The following is a 26,452-nucleotide window of genomic DNA, read 5'->3' as shown; positions in this document are numbered from 1 at the left end:
GGGGTGAACGCTACCGTTGCGGCGTCGATCCGGCTGGAGTCGGTACGCAAGCAGTACGACGACGGCACCGTGGCCGTGCGTGAACTCACGCTCGACGTACCCGCCGGTGAGCTGGTCGTGCTGATCGGGCCGTCCGGGTGCGGCAAGTCCACCATCCTGCGGATGATCAATCGGCTGATTGAGCCGACGGCCGGTCGCATCGTCGTCGACGGCGAGGACGTCACCCGCGCCGACCCGGTCGCCCTGCGCCGCCGCGTGGGGTATGTCATCCAGCACGTCGGGCTGTTCCCGCACCAGACGATCCGGGCGAACGTCGCCACCGTTCCCAAGCTCCTCGGGTGGCCCCGTGACCGGATCAGGTCCCGTGTCGACGAGCTGCTCGACCTCGTGGGCCTCGACCCGGCCCGCCACGGCGGCCGGTACCCGCACGAGCTGTCGGGCGGGCAGCGCCAGCGCGTCGGCGTCGCCCGGGCCCTGGCCGCCGACCCCGTGGTGCTGCTGATGGACGAGCCGTTCTCGGCCGTGGACCCGATCGTGCGCGGCCGGCTGCAGGAGGAGTTCCTTCGGTTGCAGGCGAGCGTCCGCAAGACGATCGTGTTCGTCACCCACGACGTGGACGAGGCCGTCCGGCTCGGCGACCGCATCGCGGTCCTCTCCGAGGCCGGCAAGCTTGAGCAGTACGACGTGCCCGCGCGTGTCCTCGCGGCACCCGCCAACGACTTCGTGGCCGACTTCGTGGGCGCCGACCGGGGCATCAAGCGCCTCGCGGTCACCCCGATCCCGGCCGAGGGCCTCCGCCCCCTCCCGGCCGACGGCGACCAAGGGCCGGCCGTCAACGCGGGTGCCACGCTGCGCGACGCCCTCGCCGCCCTGCTGGAGGGCGGTACGGGCTGGGTCGCGGTCGTCGCGGACGGGCAGCGCCGGGGCATCCTCACGCCGGCGGACGTTTATGCCGTGCTGCGCGACGCCGCGACCGTGAAAGAGTAGGAACATGCAGGTCACCGCTCTGACGACGTACCCGATCAAGGGTTGTTACCGGGTGGCGCGGCAACGGGCGCGCGTACATCCGTGGGGTCTTGACGGGGATCGGCGGTGGCTGATCGTCGACGCGGCGACGGGCGACGCGGTGACGCAGCGCGAGGTGGCGGCACTCACGTCGTTGCGGCCCAGCCTCGGCGCGGACGGCGCGCTCACCGTCGCCGCACCGGAGCGACCGGACCTGGTGGTCGCCGAGCCGGCGGACGGGCCGGCGCAGACAGTCACCGTGTGGGGGTTCACGGGCGCGGCCGCGCGCGCCGGCGAGGCGGCCGACGACTGGCTGTCGGACGCGCTCGACCGCAAGGTTCGCCTGGTCTGGCTCGACGATCCGACCCGTCGGGTGATCAAGCCGCCGTACGCGTGGCCGGGCGACGTGGTCAGCTTCGCGGACGGGTACCCGCTGCTGCTCGCCAACGCCGCGTCGCTGGTGGCGCTCAACGACTGGCTGGCCGAGGCGCAGGAGCCGGAGTGGCCGCTGCCGATGGAGCGGTTCCGGCCCAACGTGGTCGTGTCGGGGGCGCCCGCGTGGGCGGAGGACGACTGGGTGGGCCGCGTGCTGCGCATCGGCGGCGTGACCTACCGGGTGCCCGAGGCGTGCGGGCGGTGCGTGGTGACGACGACCGACCAGGAGACCGGGGAGCGCGGGCGGGAGCCGCTGCGCACGCTGGCCCGCTACCGGACGGTCGGGCAGAAGCTGCTGTTCGGGGTGAACCTGATCCCGGAAAGCCCCGGGGAGATCGCCGTCGGGGACCCGGTCACCGTGGGGTGACCGGGCCCACCGGCGTGGGGCCGGTGAGAGTCGAACTCACACTGGCACGGACCTAAACCGTGTGCCTCTGCCATTGGGCTACGGCCCCGGGACCTTCCCCCAGAAGCTTAGGCCGTCAGTCCAGGTTCAGGTCACGGCGGAGCTTCGCCACGTGGCCGGTCGCCTTGACGTTGTAGAACGCCCGCTCGATCGTGCCGTCGGCGTCGATGACGAACGTCGAGCGGATCACGCCCTGCACGGTGCGGCCGTAGTTCTGCTTCTCGCCGAACGCGCCGTACGCGGTGAGCACGCTCTTGTCCGCGTCCGATACCAGCGGGAACGTCAGCGCGTCGCGCTCGCGGAACTTCGCCAGCTTCGCCGGGCTGTCCGGCGAGATGCCGACCACCCGGTAGTCGGCCTTCTGTAGGGACGCCAGCGAGTCGCGGAAGTCGCACGCCTGCTTGGTGCAGCCGGGCGTCATGGCGGCCGGGTACGCGTACAGGATGACCTTCTCGCCGCGCAGGTCCTTGAGGGCCAACCGGCCGCCGTCGTCGGTGGGCAGGTCGAAGTCGGGCGCCGGGTCGCCGGCCGCCAGCCGTACGGGTTCGGTCATGGCGCCGACCCTACTGCGCCGCGTTGACGGCCGCCGTGAGGGCCTGCACAGTGGCCTCGACCGCCTTGCCGTCGACGTAGACGGTCGGGGTGCCCCGCACGCCGCGCTCGGAGGCCGCGTTCGTGACCTTCGACACCCAGGTGACGTACTTCTTGTCGGACACGCACTGCGCGAAGTCGTCGCCGAGGCCGACGCCCCGGCCGATCGTGATGAGCTCGGCGTCGCTGAGCCCGGGACCGCCCTCGGCGGGCTGTTGGGCGAACAGCGCCTTGCTGAACTCGTTGAGCTTGCCGCCGTCCGAGGCGCAGGCGGCCGCCGCGGATGCGCGGGTCGAGAAGTCCGTGGTCGACGCGTCGTCGAGGTAGGCGACCGGGTGCATGATGACCTCGGCCCTGCCGCTGCTCATCATCTCGTCGAGCGTGCCCGCGGCCGACTCCTCGAACGTCTTGCAGTGCGGGCACATGAAGTCCACGTACAGCTCGACCTTGGCCTTGCCGCCGTTGCCGCCCACGATCAGGCCGACCCCGTCGGAGCTGGCCCCGGTGGGCGTCTGCGCCTTCGTGGACCGCTGCGCGGACGCGATGCCCCACCCGATGAAGCCGGCGATGACGATCAATGCGCCGGCGATGAGGGTGATCATCCGCAGCCGGCGCTTGCGCTCCTCACGCGCCAGTTGCGCGCGTACCACCTGGTTGGCTTGCTTGCTCTTCACCCTGCTGCTCATGGTCATCCTCCAGCACCACGTCGCCCAGTACATATGCGTCAACGGATAGAGGTGTCCGGGGGTACGCGACGAGGAAGACGGCGAGGGCGAGCAGGACCACGTCGCGGGCGATCTCCGAGCCGTACTGCGGGCTCTGCCCCGGCGCCAGTTCGCCGCCGGAGCCGAAGCAGCCACAGTCGATCGACAGGCCGCGCGCCCACACCGAGGCGATGCCCGCGATGAAGACGCTCAGCAGCACCGCGCTCAGCACGCCGGCCAGCCGGGTGGCGAGGCCGAGGAGAAGCAGCAGGCCGATCGCGATCTCGATGAAGGGGAGCGCGGCACCCACCGCCGTGGCCAGGCCGTAAGGCATGAGCTCGTACGCGTGCACCGCGCGGCCGGAGGCGGCGAGGTCGCCGACCTTCGTGCCGCCCGCGAAGAGAAACACCCCAGCGAGGACGACCCGGGCGATGAGCCCGATCCATGGTCGTACCCTCGCCCATGCGCCGACATGCGTCGTCACCGATGTCACGTCCATTTGTCGTTGCGAACGGGTCCGGGGTTCCCAGCCAATTTACCCTGGCCGGCCCGTGGATCCACGCCGCACCGCGATGGGCCATGATGGTTCGTCACCCGGTGGGAGGAGTAAACGGTCGTGACCGAGACTGTCCACCGCGTCCCGCGTCGGCGGCGCGCGGCGACCCTGCTGGCGGGAGCCCTGCTGGCGCTCGTCGTTGTGCTGCTCGGGCCGGCCGCCCCGGCGAGCGCGCACGCCACGCTGCTGAGCACGTCCCCGGCCGCGAACTCCGTCGTGAGCCAGCCGCCCGCCGCGGTCCTGCTGACGTTCAGCGAGCCGGTGAGCCCGATCGCGGGCAAGCTGCGGGTGACCGGACCGGACGGGCGGGCTGACGCCGGGGAGCCCCGCGTCGAGGGTACGAACGTCTACCTCAATCTCGGGCCGAACACCCCGAACGGCACCTATCTGGTGACATACCGGGTCATCTCGGCCGACGGGCACCCGGTCGTCGGGGCGTTCACCTTCTCGATCGGCGCGCCGTCGCCGGGCGGCCCGCCGGCCGAGGCCGAGGAGGCCGCCACCAGTCCGGTCGTGACCACGCTGTTCCCGATCGTCCGGTATATCGGGTACGCGGGCCTGCTGCTGCTCGTCGGCGCCGTTCTCGTGCTCACCACCCTCTGGCCGCAGCGGCTCGCGTCCGGTCCGCTCGTGCGCCTGGCGTACGTGGGCGCCGCCCTGATCGGTGTCGCGACGGTGCTCGAGGTCGCCCTCGAGGTGCCGTACGTGGTCGGCGGCGGGCTGCTCAGCGGTGGCGTGGACGGCTGGAAGGAAGTGCTCGGCAGCCGGTTCGGGACGGCGCACCTCGTGCGGTTGGGCGTACTCGGGGTGTCGTTGCTCCTGTTGCGGCCGGTGGTGCGTGGCAGAAGCTGGGGCTCGGACCGCATCCTGCTCTGCGTGCTCGGCGTCGTCGGCCTGGCCACCTGGTCGGTCTCCGGGCATCCGGGCGCGTCGCCCGCGCCGATGATCTCCGTGGTCGCGGACATGGTGCACCTGGGCTCGATGAGCATCTGGGTCGGCGGCCTGGTGATGCTGTTCCTGTTCGTGCTGCCCCGGGCCAACGCCGTGGAGTTGAGCGCGATCGTGCCGGTGTGGTCGCGGTGGGCCACCTACGCGGTCGGCGCGCTGATCCTGACCGGCATCGCGCAGGCGCTCATCGAGGTCGGCTCGTTCAACGCGCTCATCGACACCCGGTACGGCTGGCTGGTCATGGCGAAGGCCGGTCTCGTCCTGGTGATCCTCGCGGTGGCCTCCGGCTCGCGCCGGCTGGTCGCGCCCATCGCGACCGAGGAGCCCGGCGCGGCGAACAAGCTGCGCATGATCGTGCTGGCCGAGGTCGCCATCATCGCGCTGGTGCTCGGCACGACCGCCGTGCTCGTGCAGACCACGCCGGCCCGCACCGCCGCCAATCAGGTCGAGGGGCCGCAGCTGCGCTCGATGACCATGAACAGCAAGCTGTTCACCCTCCAGAGCGACGTCGCGCCGGCCGCCATCGGCATCAACGAGGTGCACCTGTACGCGTTCTCGCCGACCGGCGGGCCGATCACGATCGAGGAGTGGAAGGCCACGGCGAGCCTGCCCAGCCAGGGCATCGACGCCATCGAGATCACGTTGCTGCGGCTCAGCGAGTCCCACGCGATCGGGCAGGTCACTTTGCCCGCGGCCGGCGACTGGGAGTTCACCTTCACGCTGCGGACCACCGAGATCGATCAGGCCACGGTGAAGGCGACGGTGAATATCACCTCCTGACCTGGGCGCGTTTCGTCGCTACCGGTGGTGGATTCGCATATGGTGCGAAAACACCCTATTCACCGGTATGTGGGGGCACTATGGCGCCGCTGCGCGCGCTCGCGACCCTGGCCAGGGCCAGCCGGCTGCAACTGGCCGCCGGACGGCTACGAACCGCGGCGGGCATCGCCGTGCTGCTCGTCGCCGTCCCGCTGACCATCGGCGGCCTCGTCGGCTGGAACGTCATGCAGCACCGGGGCGCCGACGGCGGGTTCGGCGCCACGCTGGCGCCGCTCGACACCGACGGGTACGCCATCGTCGTGCCCGACCCGTCCACCCTGTTCGCCGCCCAGGGCCGGATCGCCGGCATGGGCACCTCGCGGGTCCGCGTCACGGCGACCTCGCCCGACGGGCCGCTGCTGATCGGGCTGCCCGCCAATCTCGAATACCTCGCCGGGGTCCGGCGCGGCGTCCTCACCGAGGTGCGCATGGCCCGCGGGCCGCTGCCGGTCCGCGTCGACACGGTCGCCGGTGCCCGTACGCCCGCCAACCCGCGTACCCAGACGTTCTGGCACGCCGACGCACTCGACCTGACCATGGGCGGTTCGTCCGCCCCCGCGCCCACGGTCGTGTTCATGCGCGCCGACGGCGCGCCCGGGCTGCACGTCACCGTGCGGGTCACGGTCTTCCCCCGCTGGCTCAACCCGCTCACCTGGGGCCTGCTCGTCGTCGGGCCGCTGCTGCTCGTCCTCGGCGTCCTCATCCTCACCCGGCGCCGCCGCCCCGCCACCGTCGTCGTCGTACCCACCACGGACGTCGCCGAACTGGTCACCGTCCTGCGCCAGGCGACCGGACAGCTGCCGACCGTACCCGCGGCCCGCCACCGCCACGACTCCGTACGCCCTCCGCGCCTCACGGGCGAACCGGCGCGAGCGGCAATCCCCGCGCCGGCGAAACCCCCGATGTCCGGGTCCCTCCCGGTCTCGGCGGCTCTCCCGGCGGCATCTCCGGCGTCGGGGCGGTCGGCGTCGGCCGCCTCTGCGGCGTCGGCGGACCCTGCGTTCGCCGCTCTGCCGGCGGGCGCTCGCGCCGTCGAGCTGCCGTCGTCGGCCGGCTGGGATGGCGCGGACGACTCCGCGGACGCATCGGACGCGACGGAGTCGACCGACGTGACGCGGATGCTCCGGCCGGGCGAGTGGAGCCTGTCAGGGCCGGCGGACCCCATCCGGTGGCCCAGCTTCCCCGGCTTCGACGCCCGGACGGACGCCGACGGAGAAGAGCCGGCAACGCCCTTGGACGACCAGGATGCGCGACCCACCGCGCGAGCGCCGCTGGGCGGTTCGCCCGGTGAGGTGAGTGGCTCGCCCGCGAACACGTCGGGGTCATCCGGGTCGTCGGGATCGTCGGGGTCATCGGGATCGTCGGGGTCATCGGGATCGTCGGGATCGTCGGGGTCGTCGGGGTCGTTGGCGGGCGCGGCCGCGTCGCTTGCCGGCGGCGCCGGAGCCCGGCTCGACTCGAGTCCACGTGAACGGGCAGCCGCGATCGCGGCGCACGCGCGGGCGTTGCCGGGCCTCCGCGCGGTCCACGTACCGTCGATCACGCCCCTGCCCCCACTCACGCTCGACATCCGCTGGCGGCCCCGCGGTGTTGGCGGCGCTGAGCGCGATCAGGACACCCGGGCGTCCGACCCGGTCGCAATCGAGGCGTTCCCGGCGCCTCCCACGCCGCCGGGCGCGGCGCCGTCACCGGTAGGCGCGCCGCCGGGCGCGGCGCCGTCACCCGTGGGCGCGCCGCCGGGCGCGGCGCCGTCACCCGTGGGCGCGCCGACAGCCGCGCTGTCGGAAGCCTCGTCGTCAACCGCTTCGCCGGCCGACGTGTCGGTGAGCGCCCCGTCGCCGACCGTTGGGTCCTCCGCTGCCGCGCCGTCCGATCCACCGAGCGCCCAGGCCGCTTCCTCGGACGGAGACGCTGGGGACCAGCCAGTCTCCGGCCGCTGATCGGCGCGCTCCCGGGACCGGGAAGCCTTGCCAGGCCAGGCACTGCCGGCGACCGCGGGCGAGTCGACAACGACGCCAGGATGGCCATCGGCGGGGCGCCTGTTGCCCGTTCGGTTGGCGCTCGGATTGGACTGAGACGCTGCCCGGGCAGGCGATTCCAGCGCTATGGCCTCATAGTGCTGGAATCAAAGCCCGCATTCCAGCGCTATGGCCACATAACGCTGTCTCCGGCCGATGGTCCACTCCCCGCATGTGGGCGGCGGGTCGCAGGCAGCTGCCGTCTGGCTCTCTGGACGCCCGCAACGGGTTTCGTCTGGGCTAAAGGGTGCAATTCGACGGGAGGTGAGTGGCCCGCGTCGCCAGAGTCGCGACTCGATCGGCTGGCGGGCGCCCTCTCGTCGCCAAAGTCGTGACACTGGCGAGTGGGGAGCGCATCGCGCTCGCCAAAGTGATGCTTTTGGCGGGCGAGGGGACGCTGACGCTCGCCAATGTCGCGACTATGGCGGGGGAGCGGGCGGTGGCGCTCGCCATAGTCGCGACTTTGGTGAAGGGGCGGGCGGTGGCGCTCGCCAAAGTGATGGTTTTGGTGGGTGGGCGGGCGGTGGCACTCGCCATAGTCGCGACTTTGGTGGGTGGGCGGGCGGTGGCACTCGCCATAGTCGCGACTTTGGTGAAGGGGCGGGCGGTGGCGCTCGCCAAAGTGATGGTTTCGGTGGGTGGGCGGGCGGTGACGCTCGCCAATGTCGCGACTATGGCGAAAAGGGGGCGGGCGAGCGCCCTTGCCGGCGTCGCGGGTCACGGGAGCGGCGGCCGGACCCCTGGCCGGTCATCCCGCGACAAGCGCGTCTTTGGTGGGTTCCGTGTGCGGCGCCCGGTCCTCCCGGGCCGCCGGTCGGGTCACCGGCAGCACGACGACCAGGAGTAGCGCCAACCAGACGTACCAGTTGACCAGCAGCGGACGGACGATGCCGCCGGGATGCAGGAGGTGGTCCTGGTAGTACGCCAGCGGGCTGAACACCAGGCAGGCGTAGCAGGCGAGCGTGCCCGCGAGCAGCAGTCGCCGGCGGGTGAGCAGTGCCGCTGTCGCGAGGCTCGCGACCGCGGGCGCCAGCCAGACGAGGTGGTGGTGCCACGTTACCGGGCTGACGAGGCCGCCGGTGAGGCCGACGAGGGCGATGGCGGTGATCTCGTCGCCGGCCTGGGCCGCCCGGCGGGCACGCCACAGCCCGAACGCGCACATCGGGAGGGCGAGGGCCAGCCACAGCGCCGTTTCCGGGACGCCGGCCCGGGCGAGGGCGCCCAGCAGGGACTGGTTGCTGAAGTATTCGAGCTGCCCGATGCCGGTGAGGTTGCGCAGCGTCTGCGACCAGAAGCGCCACGATTCCGTTGGTGCGAGGGCACCGGCGAGGAGCGTGGCGCCCACCGTCGTGCCCGCCGCCACGGCGGCGACGCGCCAGCGGCGCGTTGCCAGGGCGTACACGATGAAGATGGCTGGGACGAGCTTGATGGCGGCCGCCAAGCCGACGCCGACCCCCGCGAACCTGCTGCGACGCGGGCCGAGGATGAGCAGGTCGCCGAGTACGAGCGCCATGAGCAGCAGGTTGACCTGTCCGAAGTCGACGGTCACCCGGATGGGCTCGATGCCGGTGAGCAGTGGCACGGCCAGGCCGGTGAGGAACCAGCGGGGCTGGCCGAGGCGATCGGCGAGCCGCGCGGTGAGGCAGTACGCGACGAGGAGCAGCGCGGCGGCGGCGGCGATGAGGGAGAGCACGTCGGCCGCGCCGAGGGTGATCCAGGCGAGCGGGCGCATGACGATCGCGGCGAACGGCGGGTACGTGTAGCCGAGCTGGCCCTGGGTGGCGTCGGGGACCGCGAAGTCGTAGAGCGGGTGCCCGTCGTCCCACCAGCGCATCGCGGCGGCGTAGATGTGCAGGTCGAAGAATTTGTTGCGGAGGCCGTACCAGGCGTGGCCGGCGGCTGCCAGACCGGCGAGGGCCGCTATCGCCGCGATGCGCCAAGCCGTGACGGCTCGGGGTGCGGTCGGCATCGGCAACGATCCCTCGTCTCGTCAGGGCCCACGGAATTGCGGAGACCGGCCACACCTTATCGGTCCGGTGTACCAGGGGTGGCCCGGTCGCGGTTGGCCGCTAGGCTGTGCCGATGAATGATCTCCTTGTGTGGGTCGACTGCGAGATGACGGGGCTCGACCTGGGCAGGGACATGTTGATCGAGGTCGCGGCGCTGGTCACGGACGCTGACCTGAAGGTCCTCGGCGACGGTGTCGATGTCGTCATCCACGCGGACGAGGCGGCCCTCGGCGGCATGATCGAGGTCGTTCGTGAGATGCACGACAAGTCGGGCCTCACGGACGAGGTCCGGGCGTCGACGGTCACCCTCCGCGAGGCCGAAGACATGATCATGGAGTACGTGACGGCGTACGTGAAGGAGCCGCGCACCGCCCCGCTGTGCGGCAACTCGATCGCCACCGACCGGGGCTTCCTGGCCCGGGACATGCCCCGCCTCGACAGCCACCTGCACTACCGCATGATCGACGTTTCCTCGATCAAGGAGTTGGCCAGGCGCTGGTTCCCCCGGACGTACTTCGGGCAGCCGCAGAAGGGCCTGGCCCACCGGGCCCTGGCCGACATCCGGGAGAGCATCCGGGAGCTGGAGTACTACCGCCGCACGGTCTTCGTGTCCCCGCCCGGCCCGGACATCGACTCGGCGAAGGGCATCGCCGCCCAGGTCATCGCCGATCATCCGATCGCCTGAGGTCCCGTTCGGGGGGCCCGCGGGACGCGCGGGAAACCCGGTGGTGGCACCCCCGGGGCGAGTGGCTATCATTGTCGGGCACCGTCCGGCAGCACGCCTGCCGGCGGAGCGCGTTGGTGGCTGTAGCTCAGCTGGTAGAGCACTGGGTTGTGGTCCCAGGTGTCGGGGGTTCGAGCCCCCTCAGTCACCCCACCGAGATCGGCCCCGGTCAGCTGACCGGGGCCGAACTCGTGTTCAGCTCGCGATGGCCCGCCAGGTGCCGCACCCGTTCGTGCGGAACACCCGGTCGGTCTTCTTGATCGTGACGACGAGGTTCTCGCCCGGCCTGGCGATGCCGCTGTCGATCACCGACGCGGAGCTCCCGTCGTCGGAGTCGGCCCGCTCCCAGGTGCAGCCCGGCGAGTCGGCCGGGACCGTCGCCGCGAACGTGCCGTAGTCGATGTCGTCGCCGACCACCCACAGGCCGTCGCCGATGAGGTGGCCGTCGCCGGCGGTGCGCTCCTCGGACAGGGTCGCGTCGGCCGCGGATCCGTCGCTGGCCGGGGCGTCGCCGGTCGCTGACGTGGGTGCCTGGTTGAGCGTCCGGTCGAGGAAGATCGCTCCCGCGCCGCAGAGCAACGCGACCAGCAGGCCGCTCACGACGAGGGCCGCCGTGCTCTTGCGCGAGATCACATCGCGCTGGTCGGCGGGTGCCTCCTCGAAGACGTCGGCCTGCTCAGGCTCGTCAGGGGTCGGCTGGTCCGTGGGGCTGACTGTGGGTTGCGCTGACACGTCACCAGTCTGCTCCACGTCGGGGCCATCGTCACCGTACGTCCGGCTGACTTCGACGATGGTCGCACTAACAGTGCGCCTCACCGGCCCCGACGATTCGCCAGATGGGCGGGTACGGGCAGCGCGCCGCCCCGGACGTACTGCTCCCAGGGCTGGTCCCAGGCCGTCCAGCCGTTGCCGGGCGCGACGTGGACCTCGGTGCCCCGGATGACGACCGGGTCGCCGACGCGGGTGAGCCCGAACAACCATTCGGCGTTGTGCCAGGACAGGTTCACGCACCCGTGCGAGACGTTGCGCCGTCCCTGGTCACCCACCGACCAGGGCGCCGCGTGGATGAACTCGCCGCCCCAGGTGAGCCGCTGGGCGTACGTGATGTCGACCCGGTAGCCGCCCGGACCTTCGCGCCGCGTGTCGAACACGGTGCGGTACTCCTTGCTCATGATCACGTGGTGGCCGCTGGACGACGGGGTGCTGGGCTTGCCGAGGCTCACCGGCATCGAGCGGAGCAGGCGCCCGCCCCGGTAGACCCGCATCCGCTTGGTGGCGTTGTCCACGTCGATCAGCACGGAGCGCCCGATGCGTACGCTCGCCGAGCGGTCCGTGTCGCCGTAGCGGTCGCGGCCCGTGGGGTGGCCGCCGAGCGCGGTGCGGACGGTCAGCCGCGTGCCGGGCAGCCAGTACGCGGGCGGGCGGTAGTAGGCCTGCCGGCCGTCCACCCAGTGCCACGCGCCCGGCTGCGGCGGGTCGCTGTGCACGAACAGGCGTCGCTGCACGCCGGCGCGCGCCGCCGCCGGCACGGCCGGGTCGAACTCGACGACGACCGGCATGGCCACGCCGTACTGCTGTCCGTCGAACATGTACAGGCCCGTGCCGGTGAGCTTGGCGGGGCGGCCCATCGTCCGGAAGCGGGTGGTGCGGGTCTCGGTCCGCTCGCCGTCCGCGCTGGTGGCGCTCACGACCGCCGTGTACGCGCTGCCGAACGCGAGCGGACGGGCGGGTACCCAGGCGCGGCCGTCCGCTCGCAGGCTGCCGCGCACGGGCGTGCGGGTGCCCGCGCGGATCACCCGTACGGCGGCGAGGCGGCCGCCCGTGATCTCGATGCCGATCTCCGTGGAGGCGGGCACGCGGGCGGCGCCGTCGCGCGGGCTCACGGCGAGCCGCAGCGGGGCGGGCGGGGTGGGCCGGACGGCGGCGGCCGGGGCTGCCGGCGGGGCCGGGCGCGGCGCCGCGTCGCACGCCGCCAGGCTGGCGGCGGCGATCGTCAGGACTGCACCGGCGAGCCGGCTTCCTCGCGCCATGCGCTCATCGTGCGCTATGCACCTTTTGATCCGCAGCGGTTTCGTTCGACCCGGCCATGGCCTGCCGCGTCCACTGCGTCACCTTGCGCTCCGCCACGAACGACATGATCGGGATTGTCCCGGCGAGCAGCACCAGGATCGTGCGCCCGATGGGCCAGCGGGCGCGTACGGCCAGGTCGAACGCGACCGCCAGGTACCCCATGTAGAGGAAGCCGTGCAGCGGCCCGACCAGGGCGACTCCGATCGCTTCGTCCGCGAGGTACTTCAGCGGCATGGCGACGAACACCAGCACGAGCAGCAGCACGCCGACGACGTACGCGGCGACGCGGAAACGGAGCAGGGCCGCGTCCAGGCGCGGGTTCATCGGTACCTCCCGGGGTAGTCCGCGGCGGATGCGTGCGGATTCGCGTTGAGCCAGGCCAGGTAGTCGTTGTAGGCGGCCAGCTCGGGATCGTCGGAGTCGTCGTACGCGGCCTGCGAGCGGACCCGGCGGGGCCGCTGCGGCGTCGGCGGGGCCGGTTCGGCGACGGCCGGCGAGGGCTCGACACCCCGCAGCGTCCGGCGGACCTCGCGCAGCCAGACGTACACCACGAAGCCGGCGAAGACCGGCCACTCCACGGCGTAGGCGTAGCTGAGCAGGTTGCCGCCGAGCGCCCGGCTGATCTGCCACCAGCCCAGCCCGAGGAACGCGGCCACCAGGACGATCGCGGCCGCGTGCCGGACCAGCCAGGCAGGCGTCCAGAGCTCGCGCACGTCGGTGAGCGTAGCGGCGTGGCCGGATGTTGTTCCTGGCAGGGCGATCCGGGGTGGTCCAGGAAACGTTCCTTACTGGTTACTCAACGGACGCCCTGCCGACGAACGGACGTTCGTGCAGGTCGTAAGGGTGAGATCAGTTAGCACAACTAGGCACTGGCGTCGCGGCGTTCACAACCGTATGCTGCTAATCGCTGGGCCGGCATCTTCCCCCGTGGATGCCGGCCCAGTCTGTGTTCGCGCTGCGTTTACGCTGCATGGACCGGGGATCGAGCAAATTAGGGGAGCGTGCGTGACCGGGGCGGACCAGGGCATCAACCCGTTGACCGGCCAGTCAGTTGGCAGGCCGGTGCCACACACCGACGCCGCGGGAGTGACCGCGGCCACAGCCGCGGCGCGGGCGGCGGCCCCCGAGTGGGCGGCGCTGGCCCCCACCCGCCGGGCCGAGATCCTCGACGCCGTCGCGGCCGCGCTGGAGGCCGCGCGGGCCGAGCTGGTGCCGCTCGCGGACGCCGAGACCGCGCTGGGTGAGGCGCGCCTGGCCGGCGAGGTCACCCGTACCCGCGTGCAGTGGGCGATGTTCGCCGATGCCCTGCGCGAGGGTTCCCACCTCGACGTCGTCATCGACCGGGCCGACCCGGCGGCGCTGCCCGCGCCCCGACCCGACCTGCGCCGGATGATGGTCCCGCTGGGCCCGGTCGCCGTGTACGCCGCGAGTAACTTTCCCTTCGCGTTCTCCGTTCCGGGCGGCGACACCGTCTCGGCGCTGGCAGCCGGCTGCCCCGTGGTCGTCAAGGCGCACCCCGGCCACCCGGGCCTGTCGGCGCGGGTGGGCCGGATCGTGGCGGACGCGCTGCGCGACGCCGGCGCCCCCGACGGCGTCTTCGCCGTGGTGCACGGCTTCGAGGCCGGCCGCGCGCTGGTCACCGACCCGAATATCACGGCCGCCGCGTTCACGGGCTCGCTCGCGGGCGGGCGCGCGCTGTTCGACCTCGCCGCCGGCCGCCCCGACCCGATCCCGTTCTACGGCGAGCTGGGTTCGCTGAACCCGACGGTCGTCACGGCGGCCGCCGTCGCGGCGCGCGGCGACGAGCTGGCGGCCGGCTTCGTCGGCTCGATGACGCTGGGCGCCGGCCAGTTCTGCACCAAGCCGGGCCTGCTGTTCCTGCCCGCGGGCCACGGCCTCGACGACCGGCTCGCGGACGCGGTCGGGACGGCCGAGGTCGGCCCGCTGCTCGACGAGCGCATCGCCGACGGCTTCCGGCGGGGCACGGACGCGCTCGCGAAGGTGCCGGGCGTGCGCCCGCTCGCCACGGGCGCGGCCGCGTCCGGCGACGGCTGGCACGTGCCGGTACGGCTGTTCGCCGTCTCGGCGGCCGACCTCGCGGCGCACGCCGACGAGGCGCTGCACGAGTGCTTCGGCCCGGCCGGTCTGGTCGTCGAGTACGCCGATGACGCCCAACTGCTCGCCGCCCTGAGCGCGGTGCCCGGGGCGCTGACGGCGACGCTGCACGCCGAGCCCGACGACGCGCTCGGGCCCGTCCTGCTGGACTTCATGGCCGCCCGCGCGGGCCGCGTGATCTGGGGCGGGTGGCCGACCGGCGTCGCGGTGACCTGGGCGATGCAGCACGGTGGGCCGTGGCCGGCCACGACCGCGCCGCTGCACACGTCCGTCGGTGTGACGGCGGTCCGACGCTTCCTGCGCCCGGTGGTCTATCAGGGCGTACCGGACGCGCTGCTGCCGCCGGCCCTGCGCGACGACAACCCGTGGGGCCTCCCGCGCCGCGTCAACGGCAGTCTCCTTAAATCCGGAGAAAACCCTATTTAGTGCGAATGCTGGGCGCACGATGAGGACGTGACCAGCACGAACGAGCCACCCGGCGGGACTCCGACCGCCCCCTCCGGGCCGCCCGAGATCGTGCCCACGCACCCGGGCGCCGTGCTGATGGTCGCCTCCTCCGCCGCGCTCGGCGGGTTCCTCTTCGGCTACGACACCGCCGTCATCAACGGCACCGTGGACGCGGTCCGCGCGGAGTTCGGCATGACCGAGGGCGCCCTCGGCGCCGTGGTGTCGGCGGCGCTGCTGGGCTGCGCGGTCGGCGCCTGGTTCGCCGGGCCGCTCGCGGACCGGTGGGGCCGCATCCGGGTCATGCTGCTGGCCGCCATCGTCTTCGCGGTCACCTCGATCGCGTCGGCCTTCGCCTGGGACCCGATCAGCCTGCTGGCCTTCCGGCTGTTCGGCGGCCTCGCCATCGGCGCGGCGAGCGTGATCGCGCCCGCCTACATCGCGGAGATCTCCCCGGCGTACCTGCGCGGCCGGCTCGGCTCGCTGCAGCAGCTCGCGATCGTCACGGGCATCTTCGCCTCGCTGCTGATCGACTACCTGCTCGCCGCCTCGGCGGGCGGGGCGGCCGAGCAAGTCCCCTGGGGCGGCACGGCGTGGCGCTGGATGTTCGCCTCGGCCGCGCTGCCCGCGGTCGTCTACGGCGTCCTCGCGCTGCAGATCCCCGAGTCGCCGCGCTATCTCGTCAAGAAGCAGAAGCTCGTGCAGGCCAAGGACGTGCTGCGCCGGTTCGTCGGGGGCAACGTAGACCTCAAGATCTCCGAGATCGCCCGGTCGCTGTCCGGTGGCGATCAGGTGGTCAACCTGCGCGACCTGCGCGGGCCCCGGTTCGGCCTGCTGCCGATCGTCTGGGTGGGCATCCTGCTGTCCGTGTTCCAGCAGTTCGTCGGCATCAACGTCATCTTCTACTACTCCTCGTCGCTGTGGCACTCCGTCGGCTTCACCGAGAGGGACTCGCTGCTGATCAGCACGATCACGAGCGTCACCAACATCGTCACGACGCTCGTGGCGATCTCCCTGGTCGACCGGATCGGCCGCAAGCCGCTGCTGATCATCGGCGCGAGCGGCATGGTGGTCACGCTCGGCGCGATGGCGTTCTGCTTCTCCCAGGCGGTCGGCTCGGGCGATGACCTGACCCTGCCGGGGGCCTACGGCACGGTGGCCCTCATCGCGGCCAACCTCTACGTGTTCTCGTTCGGGATGAGCTGGGGTCCGGTCGTCTGGGTGCTGCTCGGCGAGATGTTCAACAACCGCATCCGGGCCACGGCGCTCGCGGTCGCCGCGGCCGCGCAGTGGATCGCGAACTGGGCCGTCTCGGTGAGCTTCCCGTCGCTGGCCAGCGTCGGCCTCCAGTTCGCCTACGGGCTATACACCGTCTTCGCCGCGCTGGCGCTCGTCTTCGTGTGGCGCGCCGTACGCGAGACGAAGGGGCGCGAACTCGAGGAGATGTGACGGGCCGGGCGGGTGACGAGATCATCAGCCCGGATCCGCACATACTGTGCTCATGCGCATGTTGAGCAGTCCCGTTGGACACGACCTCACCTACGCCGACGTCTTCATGGTGCCGTCACGCTCGGCCGTCGAATCGCGCATCGACGTCGACCTGTCCACCCGCGACGGTACGGGCACGACCATCCCGATCGTGGTCGCCAACATGACGGCGGTCGCGGGCCGGCGCATGGCCGAGACGATCGCCCGGCGCGGCGGCATAGCGATCATCCCGCAGGACATCCCGACGGACGTCGTCGCCGACGTGATCTCGTGGGTCAAGCAGCGCCACGTCCTCTACGACACGCCGCTCGTCCTGCGTCCCGGCGACACCGTCTCCGACGCGCTGGCCCTGCTCCCCAAACGCGCGCACGGGGCCGTCATCGTGGTGGACGGCAGCGAGCCGGTCGGCGTGGTCACCGAGGCCGACTGTGCGGGCGTCGACCGGTTCACCCAGCTCAACCGCATCATGTCGCACCGCCTGCTGACCCTGCCCGCCGGCGTGAACCCGCAGGAGGCGTTCGAGCGGCTCGCCGACGGCCACCACCGGCTCGCGCCCGTCGTCGACGAGCGAGGGGAACTGGTCGGCATCCTCACCCGCACGGGCGCGCTGCGCGCCACGCTCTACCAGCCCGCCCTCGACGCCCAGGGGCGGCTGCGCGTCGGCGTGGCCGTCGGCATCTCCGGCGACCCGGCCGCCCGCGCCGACAAGCTGCTCGCCGCCGGTGCCGACGTCCTCGTGGTCGACACGGCCCACGGTCACCAGGAGCGCATGCTCGCCGCCGTCGCGGCCGTACGCGCGCTGGGACCGGCCGTACCGGTGGCCGCCGGCAACGTCGTCACGGCCGACGGCGCCCGCGACGTCGTGGCCGCCGGCGCCGACATCGTGAAGGTCGGCGTCGGCCCGGGCGCCATGTGCACCACCCGGATGATGACCGGCGTCGGCCGCCCGCAGTTCTCGGCCGTGCTCGAGTGCGCCACGGCCGCCCGCGAGCTGGGCGCCCACGTGTGGGCCGACGGCGGCGTGCGGTACCCGCGCGATGTGGCGCTCGCGCTGGCCGCCGGCGCGTCCAACGTGATGATCGGCTCCTGGCTCGCCGGCACGTACGAATCCCCGGGCGACCTGCAACGCGACGCCGACGGTCGACCGTACAAGGAGAATTTCGGCATGGCGTCCGCGCGGGCGGTGAGCCACCGCACGGCCGAGGAGTCGACCTTCGACCAGGCGCGCAAGGGCCTGTTCGAGGAGGGCATCTCGACGTCGAAGATGTACCTCGACCGGGAGCGCCCCGGCGTGGAGGACATCGTCGACTCGATCGTGGCCGGAGTGCGCAGCGCCTGCACGTACGCGGGCGCCGCGAGCATCGACGAGCTGCACGAACGCGCCGTCGTCGGGGTGCAGAGCCCGGCCGGCTACACCGAGGGCATGCCCCTGCACAGCAGTTGGTGACCGGTGGTGGGCACATGGGGGGCCGCCGCGCGACGCTGCGTCGCCGGGGCGTACGCGATCATTATTCCGCTGACCACGGCCTGCACCGGGCCGACCTGGCCGACCGGCGAGGTGGTCCGCGGCGCCGGCATGGCCGGCGGCGCCTTCGTCGTCGTGCTGCGCGAGACGGCCGCGACCTCCGACGTGGGCGCGGCCGCGCGGCGGCTCACCGCCCGCTTCGGGGGGCAGGTGCGCCAGGTGTACGGCACGGCGCTGCGCGGGTTCGCCTTCGCCGGCACCGCGCAGGTGGCCCGGCGCATGGCCGCCGACCCGGCGGTCGCGTCCGTGGAGGCCGACCAGCCGGTCCAGGTGCGTGACATCGGCTGGCGGGTCGTCCAGCAGGCACCGCCGTCGTGGGGGCTGGACCGTGTCGACCAGCGTCGACTGCCGCTCGACGGGACCTACCGTTACGACCGCGCCGGGGCCGGGGTGCACGCCTACATTCTGGACACCGGTATCCGGCTCGACCATGTGGAGTTCGGCGGGCGCGCGGTGCACGGTCTCGACGTGGTCGCGTCCGACCCGCTCGGCCCGACCGCCGCGCCGTCGACCCCGGGCGCGTCCGGCGCGGCTCTGTCGCCCGCGGACTGCAACGGGCACGGCACCCACGTGGCCGGCATCATCGGCGGAGAGCGGTTCGGTCTGGCCAAGCGGATCACGCTCGTCGACGTCCGGGTGCTCGACTGCGCGGGCGCCGGCTCGGTCGCCCGGGTCATCGGCGCGATCAACTGGGTGAGCGCGCACGCGGTGCGCCCGGCCGTGGCGAACCTGAGCCTCGGCGGGCTGATCAGTCCCGCGCTCGACCGGGCCGTGGCGGGCGCGGTGGCGAGCGGCATCACGTACACGGTGGCGGCGGGCAACTTCGGCGACGACGCGTGCCGGCACAGCCCTGGCCGGGTGCCCGCGGTGCTCACGGTCGGCGCGACCGGGCCGACGGACATGGTCGGCGGCTATTCGAGCCGGGGACCGTGCGTCGACCTCTTCGCTCCCGGCACGGCGATCACGTCCGCCTGGTCGGGCGGACCGGCTGAGGCGGCCAGCGTCAGCGGTACCTCGGCCGCCTCCCCCCACGTCGCGGGAGCGGCCGCGCTGCTGCTCGGCCAGCATCCCCTGTGGACTCCGGCTCAGGTCGGCGCGGCGCTCGCCGCCGGCGCCACCCGGGGAGCCGTGTGGCCGGGCGGCGACGGCTCGCCCGACGCTCTGCTCTACGTCGGCGGCGGCGCGGCCGGACGAACGGTCGAACGCCGATCGCCGCGGGGGTGAACGAGCGATGAACGTCAGGTTCTGATCGGCACCTCTCGGGTGACGCACGTCGCAATCTACACCGTGCTACTAGGGCTTATACGCTATGCTCATCCTCATGCGTGCTCACCCGTCGATGCCGGCCGGTCTCTCCTCCGCCGTTCGTGGGCCGCACTTCTGTTCGAGCCGCCGGGGTGCCGGTCGCTGTCGCGCGAACCGCACCCGTTCGGGCCGCTGTCGTTAACCTGTCGCGCCGGTCGGCGCTGCCCGACGCGGCAAGCCCAAAGCCGGTCCCGCCCATTGCCGGGCCGGCCATTTTGGACGTCCGGATTCCAGGCGTGAGGAGAACGCCATGACCGTCACCTCCCTGTCCCGCCCCAGCGCTGCGCGCACGCTCCACGAGGTCGATACCGACCCGGCGACGCTGGTGGTCAACGTGCAGATCGCGGTGCCGTCCGGCACCCCGGCCGCCGACCGGGTGATCGCGTTGGCCAGGCGCCTCCAAGCCCTGGCCGCCGACGACGTGGCCTCCGCGCGGGTCTCCACGACCGTGTCGGTTGTCCTGGACTCCGTGGAGACCGAGACGGGCGCCCGCCCGTCACTTCTGCCGGTGCCCGTGTCGCCCGCACCCGTGCCGGCCGCGCCCGCCGCCGACGACGATCAGGTGCTGGCCGCCGCGCTGGCGTCCGTCGAGCCGTTCGTCGGCGCCGGCCTGTCCAGCGTCGAGGAGGCCGATCTGGTGCTCTACCCGGAGCGGCGTGTCGCGCTGCTCGACGGCGAGCCGCTGGAGTTCACCCGCCGCGAGTACGACCTGCTGCTGTATCTCATCGAGAACGGCGGTCGGGTGCTCAACCGGATGCAGCTGCTCAGCCAGGTCTGGGGCTACCCGTACCTGGGCGGCGAACGCACCGTGGACGTCCACGTGCGCCGCCTGCGCGCCAAGCTGGGCAGCCGGGGCCCGCAGCTGCACACCGTGCGCGGGGTCGGCTACCGGCTCGACCGCCTTGAGCGGGCCGCGGTGGTGCGGGAGCGCGCGCTCACGGCGTGACGGCCGCGGGCCGCGCGGCCCCGCTCGTGGGGCCGGCCGGCCGGGCGCGCAACCTCATCACGTGCTCGACCAGGGCCGCCAGCACCCGCTTGCTGGACTCGCGGTCGCGCGCGTCACACAACATCACGGGTACGCCCTCGTCGAGGTCGAGCGCGTCGCGCACCTCGGCCACGTTGAAGGGCTGCTCCCCGTAGAAGCAGTTGCATGCCACGAGGAACGGGGTGCCCCGCCGCTCGAAGTAGTCGACGGCGGCGAAGCAGTCCGCGAGGCGGCGCGTGTCGGCCAGCACGATCGCGCCCAGGGCGCCGAGCGCCAGCTCGTCCCACAGGAACCAGAAGCGGTCCTGCCCCGGCGTGCCGAACAGGTAGAGCACCAGCTCGTCGCTGAGATAGATGCGGCCGAAGTCCATCGCCACCGTGGTCGTGCGCTTGCCCTCCACGCCGGCTAGATCATCGTGGCCGACCCCGGCGTACGTGAGCGGCTCCTCGGTGTGCAGCGGCTTGATCTCGCTCACCGACCCGATCAGCGTCGTCTTGCCCACGCCGAAGCCGCCCGAGACGAGCACCTTGATGCCGAGCGGGATCGGCCGCCCCAGGCCGGCGTGCGGCTCAGAGGTCTCGGAGACCATGCAGCACCGCCTGGAGGACGTCGTCCGCGAGGGCCTCGGCGCCGCCCGGCGGGTCGTACATCGCGATGAGGCCCTCCTGCATCAGGTCGCCGAGCAGTACGCGGATCACACCGAGCGCCAGGTCCAGCTCCGAGGCGATCTTCGCGACCGAGGCGGGCTCCATGACGAGCGCCAGGATCGCGTGGTGCTCCGGCTGCAGGTGCGCGGGCCGCGCGCTGCCCGGGTTGACCGCGACCACGTGGGCCATCAGGTCGAAGGAGCCGGCGATCGGACGGGCCCGCCCGCGCGTCACCGCGAAGGCGCGCACGACCGGACCGGCGTCCTGGTCCAGCCAGGAGGGCTCGTCAGTGTCGGCCATCGGCGCGCGCGGCAGCCGGCCGCGACGGCGTCGACAGGGTGTGCCCGACCCGCTTGACGAGCATCGCCATCTCGTACGCGATCAGGCCGATGTCCGTGTCGCCCTCGGTGAGCACCGCCAGGCAGGCGCCGTTGCCGGCGGCGGTCACGAAGAGGAAGGCCGCGTCCATCTCGATGACGGTCTGCCGCACCGAGCCGGCCCGGAAGTGGCGGCTGGCGCTGCGGGCCAGGCTCTGGAAGCCCGAGGCCAACGCGGCGAGGTGCTCGGCGTCCTGCTGGTGCAGCCCCGATGAGGCGCCGAGCAGCAGCCCGTCGACGGAGAGGACGACCGCCCGCCGCGCCTCCGGCACCCGACCCACCAGGTCGTCGAGCAGCCAGTCAAGGCTGTGCGGAACGCCCGCCGGCTGCGCCATCAGTTGCCCCTCTCCGGTTCGGTCCCGGTAGTGTCCGTCACCGCCGGCCCATCGGCGGTCGTCTGCGCGGTTTGCCCAGCGTTCGCCTGCGTGTCGTTGTCGGTCTCGTCCGCGTCGATGTCGATCGTCGGCGGCTCCAGGTCCTCCGCCGCGATGCGGCCGCGTTGCATGCCGGCCTGCAGCGCCGACATCCGGTCGCGGATCTGCTGGGGCGTGTGCCGCGCCGCGTCGCCGGCCGCCGTGCCCTCCTGCTCGGTGTGCTCGTCGGGCGGGGGCGCGTCGCGCAGCTGCGCGGCCAGGTTCGCCTGCCGCACCCGCTTGGGCAGCAGGGGCGTCGCGGCGACGGGCCCGCCGTCGGAGGTCGCGTCCGCGCGGTCCGTCGCGCCGCCGGTCGGGCCGGCGGGCTCCGTGTCCGCGGTGGCGGCCCGGTCCGTGGCGAGCTGGATGTCGGCCAGCTCCACGTCTGCGGCGATCGCCACGTCCAGTTCGTCCGCCTCGGCGACGACCACGGCGTCCTCGGGCTCGACGACCACGGTGCGGGCCGCCTCCGGCCGGGCGCCCGGCACGGTCGGGACCCGGCGGGCCAACGGCTCGCGCCGCTGCGGTGCCGCGGGCTCCCGCTGGTCGGTGGGCCGCTGCGGCGGCTCGGGCTTGTCGTCGGGCGGCGAGGTCAGCTCGCCCTTGGCCGTGGCGAGCAGCGTCGGCGGCAGCAGTACCACCGCCGTGACGCCCCCGTACGGCGACGGGCGCAGCTGCACCCGGATGCCGTGCCGGTCGGCGAGGCGGGCGACCACGAACAGGCCCAGCCGCTCGCTGCTGGCGGGATCGAAGTCCGGCGGCTCGGCCAGGCGCCGGTTGGCGGCGTCGATGTCCTCGGCGGTCATGCCGAGCCCCCGGTCCTCGATGTCGACCGCGAGGCCCTTCGGCACCAGCTGGGCCGACAGCCGTACCTGCGTGCGCGGTGGCGAGAACGCGGTGGCGTTCTCGATCAGCTCGGCGAACAGGTGCATCACGTCGCCCACGTAGCGACCGTGCAGCGCCGCCTGGGGGACCGGCGTGATGGTGACGCGGTCGTAGTCCTCCACTTCGGACACCGCGCCGCGCAGCACGTCCACCAGCGGTACCGGGCTGCGCCAGCCGCGCCCCGGGGTCGCGCCGGCCAGGATGACCAGGTCCTCCGCGTGGCGGCGCATCCGGGTCGCGAGATGGTCGACCCGGAACAGGGCCTCCATCTCGTCGGGGTCGGTGGCCCGCCGCTCCATCTGGTCGAGCAGGTCGAGCTGGCGGTGCAGCAGCGTCTGGCTGCGCCGGGCGATGTTGACGAAGACCTCGTTGAGTCCGGCGCGCAGCCGGGCCTCCTGCACGGCGGAGTCGATCGCGGTGCGCTGCACCTCGGCGAAGGCGTCGCCCACGTGCCCGATCTCGTCGTCGCCGTAGCGCAGGGCGGGCGTCTCGGCGTCGACATCGACCTCCTCACCCGCCCGCAGCCGGCCGATGACCGACGGCAGCCGGTCCTCGGCCAGGTCGAGCGCGGAGACCCGCAGGGCGTTGAGGCGGCCGATGAGGGAGCGGCCGAACCGGATCGAGATGACGATCGACGCGATGATGGCGAGCAGCCCGAGCAGGCCGATCAGCACTGCCCGTACGACAGAGGTGGTGGCCGCCGACTCGTCGGCGGCGACCGGCGCGGCGGCCAGCTCGCGGGCGAAGGCGCGCAGGTTCGCGGACGTCTCGTCGTACGCGGGGCGCCAGGAGGTCAGGGCCACCGTGGCCGGCCGGTCGCGGGCCGGCTCGGCCAGCACGTTGTCCTCGATGGCCTGCACCTGGCGGGCCGCGGGCGCGTCCACGAGCGCCTGCAGCCGGGCGCGGGCCGCCGGGTCCAGGCCGGCCTCGGCGCTGGCCGCCAGGTAGCGGCGGGCGCCGATGAGGCCGATCAGCGAGTCGCGCGTGGCGGCGTTGAGTGTGCCGTTGGTGTCGATGCCGTGCAGGAGAGCGTCCTCCTGGCTGAGCACCTCGTGGGCCCGGTCGAGCGCCGCGACCGCCTGCGCGGTGCGGGCGTGTTCGGCGTCGCCCGGCGCGGTGACCGGCGTCGCGACGCGCAGGCTCGCGTCGACGACCTCGCCGTAGATCCGGATCGCCTCCGTGCGGTCGATGCCCCGCCGGTCGATGCTCTCCCGGCCCGGCCGCAGCGAGTCCAGCGAGGTGAGCAGCGTCTGCAGGGCAGTGGCGGCGCCGGCCGCCGTGACATCCTCGGACCGGGCGCGGGCGGCGCCGGCCCGCAGCGCGGCGATCTTCTCGTCCGTGCGCTCGCGCTGCGCGCTGAGAGGTCCGGCGTTCTCGCCGCCGCCGGCCAGGTACGCCACCGAGAGCCGGCGTTCGGCCTGCAGGTCGTCGACGAGCGCGGCCGCGGGCGTACCGACGTTCGCGGTGAACGCCTCGCGCCGGTTGGCGTCCAGCGCGGGCCCGGTGAAGGCGAACGTGGCGAGCAGCCACAGCACCGTCAGCGCCACGAGCGGGGTGGCGAGCGCTCCAATGATCTTGGTGCGGATCGACCAGCCCGAGGTGTCCGCCAGCTCCCGGATCCGGGGCGGCACGGCGATCGCGGGCGGACGCAGGCGCTCCGGCAGGCGGCGGCGGGTGTCCCGGTGATTGCCCGAGCGATGGGACAGCGGGCGGACGGGAGGGCGCATCTTCGGCATGATACGGACGGCACGGCGGCCTTGGGTCATCCGAAGATGTCGAACTGGTGACTGTGGACGGTTGGGTGACCATGCGATTGCCCAGCGTAGCTGCCGTCCGTTTCGACTTGCGTGATGTTGTTGCGGGGGTGTTAACACTGGTGGACGGGACCCGCGCGTCACGGAAGACTGAGGGCCACGGCGGCAGTGGGGGTTGCGATGACTGAGCCGATCTTGGTTGTCGACTTTGGTACCTCCGGGACGGCAGCGGCGCTGGTCCTCGGTAACCAGGTGCGTCTGGTCAAGGAGCCAGCCAGCGGGCAGGCGAGGTGGCCATCCTCCGTGTGCCTGGACGGCGACGGATTCGTCGTCGGTACGGTCGCCGAGCGGCGCAAGCGCTCCCTGCCGCGCCGGTACGTGGACGGGCCGCGCCGAGCGGTCGACGCCGACGCCTCCATCTGGCTCGGCGACCGGGAGATCACCGGGTCGGAGGCCCTGGTCGCGTACCTGGTGGCCATCAAGGGCGACGCCGAGCGCTTCTACGGCGGCCAGGTCGACCGCCTGACGCTGACCGTGCCCGCCGGATACCAGGTGCCCGACCCGCGGCGCGAGCGGCTCATCGCCATCGGCGAGCAGGCCGGCTTCCGCGACGTGGAGCTCGTGACCGACGCGGTGTGCGCCGTCCTCGATCCGGAGACCGGACCCGCGGTGCCCGACGGCGCCCTCGTCCTCGTCTGTGACCTCGGCAGCACCTGGTGCGTGACCCTCGCGCGGCGCCAGGGCGACGAGGTGATCCCGCTCGAGTCGGAGACCTCGGCGGCGGGCCGCGAACTCGACGCCCAGCTCATCAACGGGCTGCGTGTGGAGGGGCAGGCGTGGCTGGAACCGTTGCTGCGCGCCGAGGGCGACGCCGGCCTGCGTGCGTACTACGAGGCGGTCGACTTCATCCGGCGCCTCAAGCATCAGCTCAGCGACTCCGTCGAGGTGGAGGACCACCTCACGCCGCTGGCCCCGCCGTTCCGGCTCAACCGGGGCTGGCTGGAGGCCGTCGCCGACCCGGGCCTGCGCTGGGTCGTCACCACCTGCCGCGCCCTGGTCGCCCGGGCCGGTGTGAGTCCGGACGACATCGCCGGCGTCATCCTGGTCGGCGGCGCCGCCCGGATGCCGGCGGTCGCCCCGCTCCTGCACGGCGCGCTGGCGCTGCCGGTGCGCTGGCCCACCGAGCCGGAACTGGCCGTCGTCCGCGGCGCGGCCACCTGGGCCATGTCGGCGGCCACCCGCGTCGTCCCCGCCGAACTGCCCAAGTGGCGGGTCGAGCCGCTCGCCTGGGAGATCCCGGGCGGGCGGGCCCGGCTGCTGCGCTGGCTCGTCGAGGAGGGCGAACCCTACTCCGCGGGCGCCTGCCTCGCTCAGATCGGCACGCTCGACGACCGGGTCTTCGACCTCACGGCCGTGCACGAGGGCACCCTGCTCGACCGCCGCGTACGGCCGGGCGACACGGTGGAGATGACACTCGTCGCCGCCGCCTCCAAGTCCAGCGTGGCGCTCGTCGACGACCCGCCCGCCAAGATGTACGAGCTGTGGGCGGCCGGCACCTGGCTGGTCAGCCCCGACGGGCGCACCCTCGTCGAGTGCGCGGAGACCACGGGCGAGATCCGGTTCCACCAGATCGCCGACGGGGCCGTGACCGCCCAGTTCCGCCCCGAGGTGGACGCGGGCCGGCCGCACCACGGCCGCGCGTACGTCAGCCCGGACGGGCGGCTGACCCTGGCCGCGTGGGACAACGACGGCCGGTTCTCCATCTGGGACGTCGAGTCCGGCCGGTCGCTGAGCCGCTTCCAGGACGGCGGCGGCCCGCACAAGGTCCTCGTCAACGAGGCGCTGTGGCGGCTGACGGCCGAGGGCCAGGGCAAGGTCTCGGCGGGGCGCTACCAGCGCACGGTCACGACGATGTGGGACCTGCGCACCGGCGCCCGGGTCGAGAAGCTGACCGACCCGGACTGGCAGCGTCGCCATCCCGGCTTCCAGGAGCGCAGCGTGCGCGACGGGTTCGGCGTCAAGGTGGACAGCCCGGACGGGCGGCTGCGCGCGATCGGCGACAGCGGCACGGTGACGCTGCGCGAGGCCACCACGGACCGCGAGCTGTTCCGCGCGGTGGAGGCACAGGTGCGAGCGGTACGGACGGCCTTCAGCGCGGACGGCCGTTACCTGATCGCCAGCTGGGATTTCGGCGAACGGAGTCGCGTGGATGTCTGGGAGATCTGACCG

The 26,452-nt window shown here is 72.9% G+C and carries 23 protein-coding genes and 2 tRNA genes; 12 read left to right on the top strand and 13 right to left on the bottom strand.

The window, feature by feature from the left end:
• The first annotated feature begins 3 nt into the window (after nucleotides 1-3).
• Both ABD191_RS15100 and ABD191_RS15095 read left to right on the top strand, forming a co-directional pair.
• A complete protein-coding gene (locus tag ABD191_RS15100) occupies nucleotides 4-987 on the top strand; it encodes an ABC transporter ATP-binding protein (RefSeq protein WP_344081948.1) in 984 nt (327 codons plus the stop codon).
• 4 nt (nucleotides 988-991) lie between these two features.
• A complete protein-coding gene (locus ABD191_RS15095) occupies nucleotides 992-1,807 on the top strand; it encodes an MOSC domain-containing protein (protein WP_344081946.1) in 816 nt (271 codons plus the stop codon).
• Between the two features lie 15 nt (nucleotides 1,808-1,822).
• On the opposite strand, the gene ABD191_RS15090 is transcribed toward ABD191_RS15095, so the two are convergent.
• The 4 genes from ABD191_RS15090 to ABD191_RS15075 form a co-directional block, all read right to left on the bottom strand.
• Nucleotides 1,823-1,895 (bottom strand) — tRNA-Leu (locus ABD191_RS15090).
• A 27-nt stretch (nucleotides 1,896-1,922) separates the two neighbouring features.
• Entirely contained in the window at nucleotides 1,923-2,399 is a 477-nt protein-coding gene (bcp, locus tag ABD191_RS15085) for a thioredoxin-dependent thiol peroxidase (RefSeq protein WP_344081944.1), read from the bottom strand.
• 10 nt (nucleotides 2,400-2,409) lie between these two features.
• Nucleotides 2,410-3,123: a DsbA family protein gene (locus tag ABD191_RS15080; protein ID WP_344081942.1), complete on the bottom strand. Its 714-nt coding sequence runs from the start codon at nucleotides 3,121-3,123 to the stop codon at nucleotides 2,410-2,412.
• Nucleotides 3,062-3,640, bottom strand: a complete 579-nt coding sequence (locus tag ABD191_RS15075; RefSeq protein ID WP_344081940.1) for a MauE/DoxX family redox-associated membrane protein — start codon at nucleotides 3,638-3,640, stop codon at nucleotides 3,062-3,064. Before ABD191_RS15075 ends, ABD191_RS15080 begins: the two co-directional genes overlap by 62 nt.
• Before the next feature lie 117 nt (nucleotides 3,641-3,757).
• Between ABD191_RS15075 and ABD191_RS15070 the strand changes: the two genes are divergently transcribed.
• Nucleotides 3,758-5,425 carry a copper resistance CopC/CopD family protein gene (locus tag ABD191_RS15070; protein ID WP_344081938.1) on the top strand — a complete coding sequence of 556 codons (1,668 nt, stop codon included), beginning with the start codon at nucleotides 3,758-3,760 and terminating at the stop codon, nucleotides 5,423-5,425.
• Between the two features lie 80 nt (nucleotides 5,426-5,505).
• A complete protein-coding gene (locus tag ABD191_RS15065) occupies nucleotides 5,506-7,404 on the top strand; it encodes a hypothetical protein (RefSeq protein WP_344081936.1) in 1,899 nt (632 codons plus the stop codon).
• A gap of 826 nt (nucleotides 7,405-8,230) precedes the next feature.
• Here the strand turns inward: ABD191_RS15065 and ABD191_RS15060 are convergent.
• On the bottom strand, nucleotides 8,231-9,451 hold the full coding sequence (locus tag ABD191_RS15060) for a glycosyltransferase 87 family protein (protein ID WP_344081934.1): 1,221 nt from the start codon (nucleotides 9,449-9,451) through the stop codon (nucleotides 8,231-8,233).
• Nucleotides 9,452-9,558: 107 nt separating this feature from the next.
• Here ABD191_RS15060 and orn point away from each other — a divergent pair, with 107 nt between their 5' ends.
• Nucleotides 9,559-10,176 (top strand): oligoribonuclease, encoded by a 618-nt coding sequence (gene orn / locus ABD191_RS15055; protein ID WP_344081932.1) that lies wholly within the window; start codon nucleotides 9,559-9,561, stop codon nucleotides 10,174-10,176.
• 116 nt (nucleotides 10,177-10,292) lie between these two features.
• Nucleotides 10,293-10,368 (top strand) — tRNA-His (locus tag ABD191_RS15050).
• 42 nt (nucleotides 10,369-10,410) lie between these two features.
• Here the strand turns inward: ABD191_RS15050 and ABD191_RS15045 are convergent.
• The 4 genes from ABD191_RS15045 to ABD191_RS15030 all read right to left on the bottom strand — a co-directional run bounded on the left by ABD191_RS15045 (nucleotide 10,411) and on the right by ABD191_RS15030 (nucleotide 12,998).
• A complete protein-coding gene (locus tag ABD191_RS15045) occupies nucleotides 10,411-10,947 on the bottom strand; it encodes an Rv1352/Rv1906c domain-containing protein (RefSeq protein WP_344081930.1) in 537 nt (178 codons plus the stop codon).
• An 80-nt stretch (nucleotides 10,948-11,027) separates the two neighbouring features.
• Complete coding sequence (locus tag ABD191_RS15040) at nucleotides 11,028-12,245, bottom strand: L,D-transpeptidase (protein ID WP_344081928.1); 1,218 nt, start codon at nucleotides 12,243-12,245, stop codon at nucleotides 11,028-11,030.
• Between the two features lie 4 nt (nucleotides 12,246-12,249).
• Complete coding sequence (locus tag ABD191_RS15035) at nucleotides 12,250-12,597, bottom strand: DUF3817 domain-containing protein (protein WP_344082036.1); 348 nt, start codon at nucleotides 12,595-12,597, stop codon at nucleotides 12,250-12,252.
• A gap of 8 nt (nucleotides 12,598-12,605) precedes the next feature.
• Nucleotides 12,606-12,998, bottom strand: coding sequence for a hypothetical protein (locus ABD191_RS15030; protein ID WP_344081926.1), 393 nt, complete (start codon nucleotides 12,996-12,998; stop codon nucleotides 12,606-12,608).
• 292 nt (nucleotides 12,999-13,290) lie between these two features.
• Here ABD191_RS15030 and ABD191_RS15025 point away from each other — a divergent pair, with 292 nt between their 5' ends.
• The 5 genes from ABD191_RS15025 to ABD191_RS15005 all read left to right on the top strand — a co-directional run bounded on the left by ABD191_RS15025 (nucleotide 13,291) and on the right by ABD191_RS15005 (nucleotide 20,108).
• Nucleotides 13,291-14,826, top strand: a complete 1,536-nt coding sequence (locus ABD191_RS15025; RefSeq protein WP_344081924.1) for an aldehyde dehydrogenase (NADP(+)) — start codon at nucleotides 13,291-13,293, stop codon at nucleotides 14,824-14,826.
• Between the two features lie 27 nt (nucleotides 14,827-14,853).
• Nucleotides 14,854-16,293, top strand: coding sequence for a sugar porter family MFS transporter (locus ABD191_RS15020; RefSeq protein ID WP_344081922.1), 1,440 nt, complete (start codon nucleotides 14,854-14,856; stop codon nucleotides 16,291-16,293).
• A gap of 52 nt (nucleotides 16,294-16,345) precedes the next feature.
• On the top strand, nucleotides 16,346-17,779 hold the full coding sequence (locus ABD191_RS15015) for a GuaB1 family IMP dehydrogenase-related protein (RefSeq protein WP_344081920.1): 1,434 nt from the start codon (nucleotides 16,346-16,348) through the stop codon (nucleotides 17,777-17,779).
• A 6-nt stretch (nucleotides 17,780-17,785) separates the two neighbouring features.
• Complete coding sequence (locus ABD191_RS15010) at nucleotides 17,786-19,081, top strand: S8 family peptidase (RefSeq protein ID WP_344081918.1); 1,296 nt, start codon at nucleotides 17,786-17,788, stop codon at nucleotides 19,079-19,081.
• A gap of 331 nt (nucleotides 19,082-19,412) precedes the next feature.
• Nucleotides 19,413-20,108: a winged helix-turn-helix domain-containing protein gene (locus tag ABD191_RS15005; protein WP_344081916.1), complete on the top strand. Its 696-nt coding sequence runs from the start codon at nucleotides 19,413-19,415 to the stop codon at nucleotides 20,106-20,108.
• Here ABD191_RS15005 and ABD191_RS15000 read toward each other — a convergent pair.
• The 4 genes from ABD191_RS15000 to ABD191_RS14985 are packed head-to-tail and all read right to left on the bottom strand — an operon-like array spanning nucleotide 20,098 to nucleotide 24,196.
• Nucleotides 20,098-20,736 (bottom strand): GTP-binding protein, encoded by a 639-nt coding sequence (locus tag ABD191_RS15000; RefSeq protein WP_344081914.1) that lies wholly within the window; start codon nucleotides 20,734-20,736, stop codon nucleotides 20,098-20,100. The two genes, ABD191_RS15005 and ABD191_RS15000, sit on opposite strands and share 11 nt — an antisense overlap.
• Entirely contained in the window at nucleotides 20,717-21,094 is a 378-nt protein-coding gene (locus tag ABD191_RS14995) for a DUF742 domain-containing protein (RefSeq protein ID WP_344081912.1), read from the bottom strand. Before ABD191_RS14995 ends, ABD191_RS15000 begins: the two co-directional genes overlap by 20 nt.
• On the bottom strand, nucleotides 21,081-21,509 hold the full coding sequence (locus tag ABD191_RS14990) for a roadblock/LC7 domain-containing protein (RefSeq protein ID WP_425560723.1): 429 nt from the start codon (nucleotides 21,507-21,509) through the stop codon (nucleotides 21,081-21,083). The genes ABD191_RS14995 and ABD191_RS14990 overlap by 14 nt, the downstream gene beginning before the upstream one ends.
• Nucleotides 21,506-24,196: a sensor histidine kinase gene (locus ABD191_RS14985; protein WP_344081908.1), complete on the bottom strand. Its 2,691-nt coding sequence runs from the start codon at nucleotides 24,194-24,196 to the stop codon at nucleotides 21,506-21,508. The genes ABD191_RS14990 and ABD191_RS14985 overlap by 4 nt, the downstream gene beginning before the upstream one ends.
• 207 nt (nucleotides 24,197-24,403) lie before the next feature.
• Between ABD191_RS14985 and ABD191_RS14980 the strand changes: the two genes are divergently transcribed.
• On the top strand, nucleotides 24,404-26,449 hold the full coding sequence (locus ABD191_RS14980; RefSeq protein WP_344081906.1) for an Hsp70 family protein: 2,046 nt from the start codon (nucleotides 24,404-24,406) through the stop codon (nucleotides 26,447-26,449).
• Nucleotides 26,450-26,452: the final 3 nt, after the last annotated feature.

Origin of the sequence: Luedemannella helvata (genome assembly GCF_039528415.1) — a bacterium.
GTDB classification, from domain to species: Bacteria; Actinomycetota; Actinomycetes; order Mycobacteriales; family Micromonosporaceae; genus Luedemannella; species Luedemannella helvata.
Note: the sequence above shows the minus strand (reverse complement) of the source record. Positions and strands in the feature narration are given on the sequence as shown.

Excerpts from the sequence above, each read along its gene's own strand:
- ABD191_RS15095 (WP_344081946.1), top strand. The coding sequence starts at position 992 with ATGCAGGTCACCGCTCTGACGACGTACCCGATCAAGGGTTGTTACCGG.
- bcp (WP_344081944.1), bottom strand. The coding sequence starts at position 2,399 with ATGACCGAACCCGTACGGCTGGCGGCCGGCGACCCGGCGCCCGACTTC.
- ABD191_RS15080 (WP_344081942.1), bottom strand. The coding sequence starts at position 3,123 with ATGAGCAGCAGGGTGAAGAGCAAGCAAGCCAACCAGGTGGTACGCGCG.
- ABD191_RS15075 (WP_344081940.1), bottom strand. The coding sequence starts at position 3,640 with ATGGACGTGACATCGGTGACGACGCATGTCGGCGCATGGGCGAGGGTA.
- ABD191_RS15065 (WP_344081936.1), top strand. The coding sequence starts at position 5,506 with ATGGCGCCGCTGCGCGCGCTCGCGACCCTGGCCAGGGCCAGCCGGCTG.
- ABD191_RS15060 (WP_344081934.1), bottom strand. The coding sequence starts at position 9,451 with ATGCCGACCGCACCCCGAGCCGTCACGGCTTGGCGCATCGCGGCGATA.
- ABD191_RS15040 (WP_344081928.1), bottom strand. The coding sequence starts at position 12,245 with ATGGCGCGAGGAAGCCGGCTCGCCGGTGCAGTCCTGACGATCGCCGCC.
- ABD191_RS15015 (WP_344081920.1), top strand. The coding sequence starts at position 16,346 with ATGCGCATGTTGAGCAGTCCCGTTGGACACGACCTCACCTACGCCGAC.
- ABD191_RS15005 (WP_344081916.1), top strand. The coding sequence starts at position 19,413 with ATGACCGTCACCTCCCTGTCCCGCCCCAGCGCTGCGCGCACGCTCCAC.
- ABD191_RS15000 (WP_344081914.1), bottom strand. The coding sequence starts at position 20,736 with ATGGTCTCCGAGACCTCTGAGCCGCACGCCGGCCTGGGGCGGCCGATC.
- ABD191_RS14995 (WP_344081912.1), bottom strand. The coding sequence starts at position 21,094 with ATGGCCGACACTGACGAGCCCTCCTGGCTGGACCAGGACGCCGGTCCG.
- ABD191_RS14985 (WP_344081908.1), bottom strand. The coding sequence starts at position 24,196 with ATGCGCCCTCCCGTCCGCCCGCTGTCCCATCGCTCGGGCAATCACCGG.
- ABD191_RS14980 (WP_344081906.1), top strand. The coding sequence starts at position 24,404 with ATGACTGAGCCGATCTTGGTTGTCGACTTTGGTACCTCCGGGACGGCA.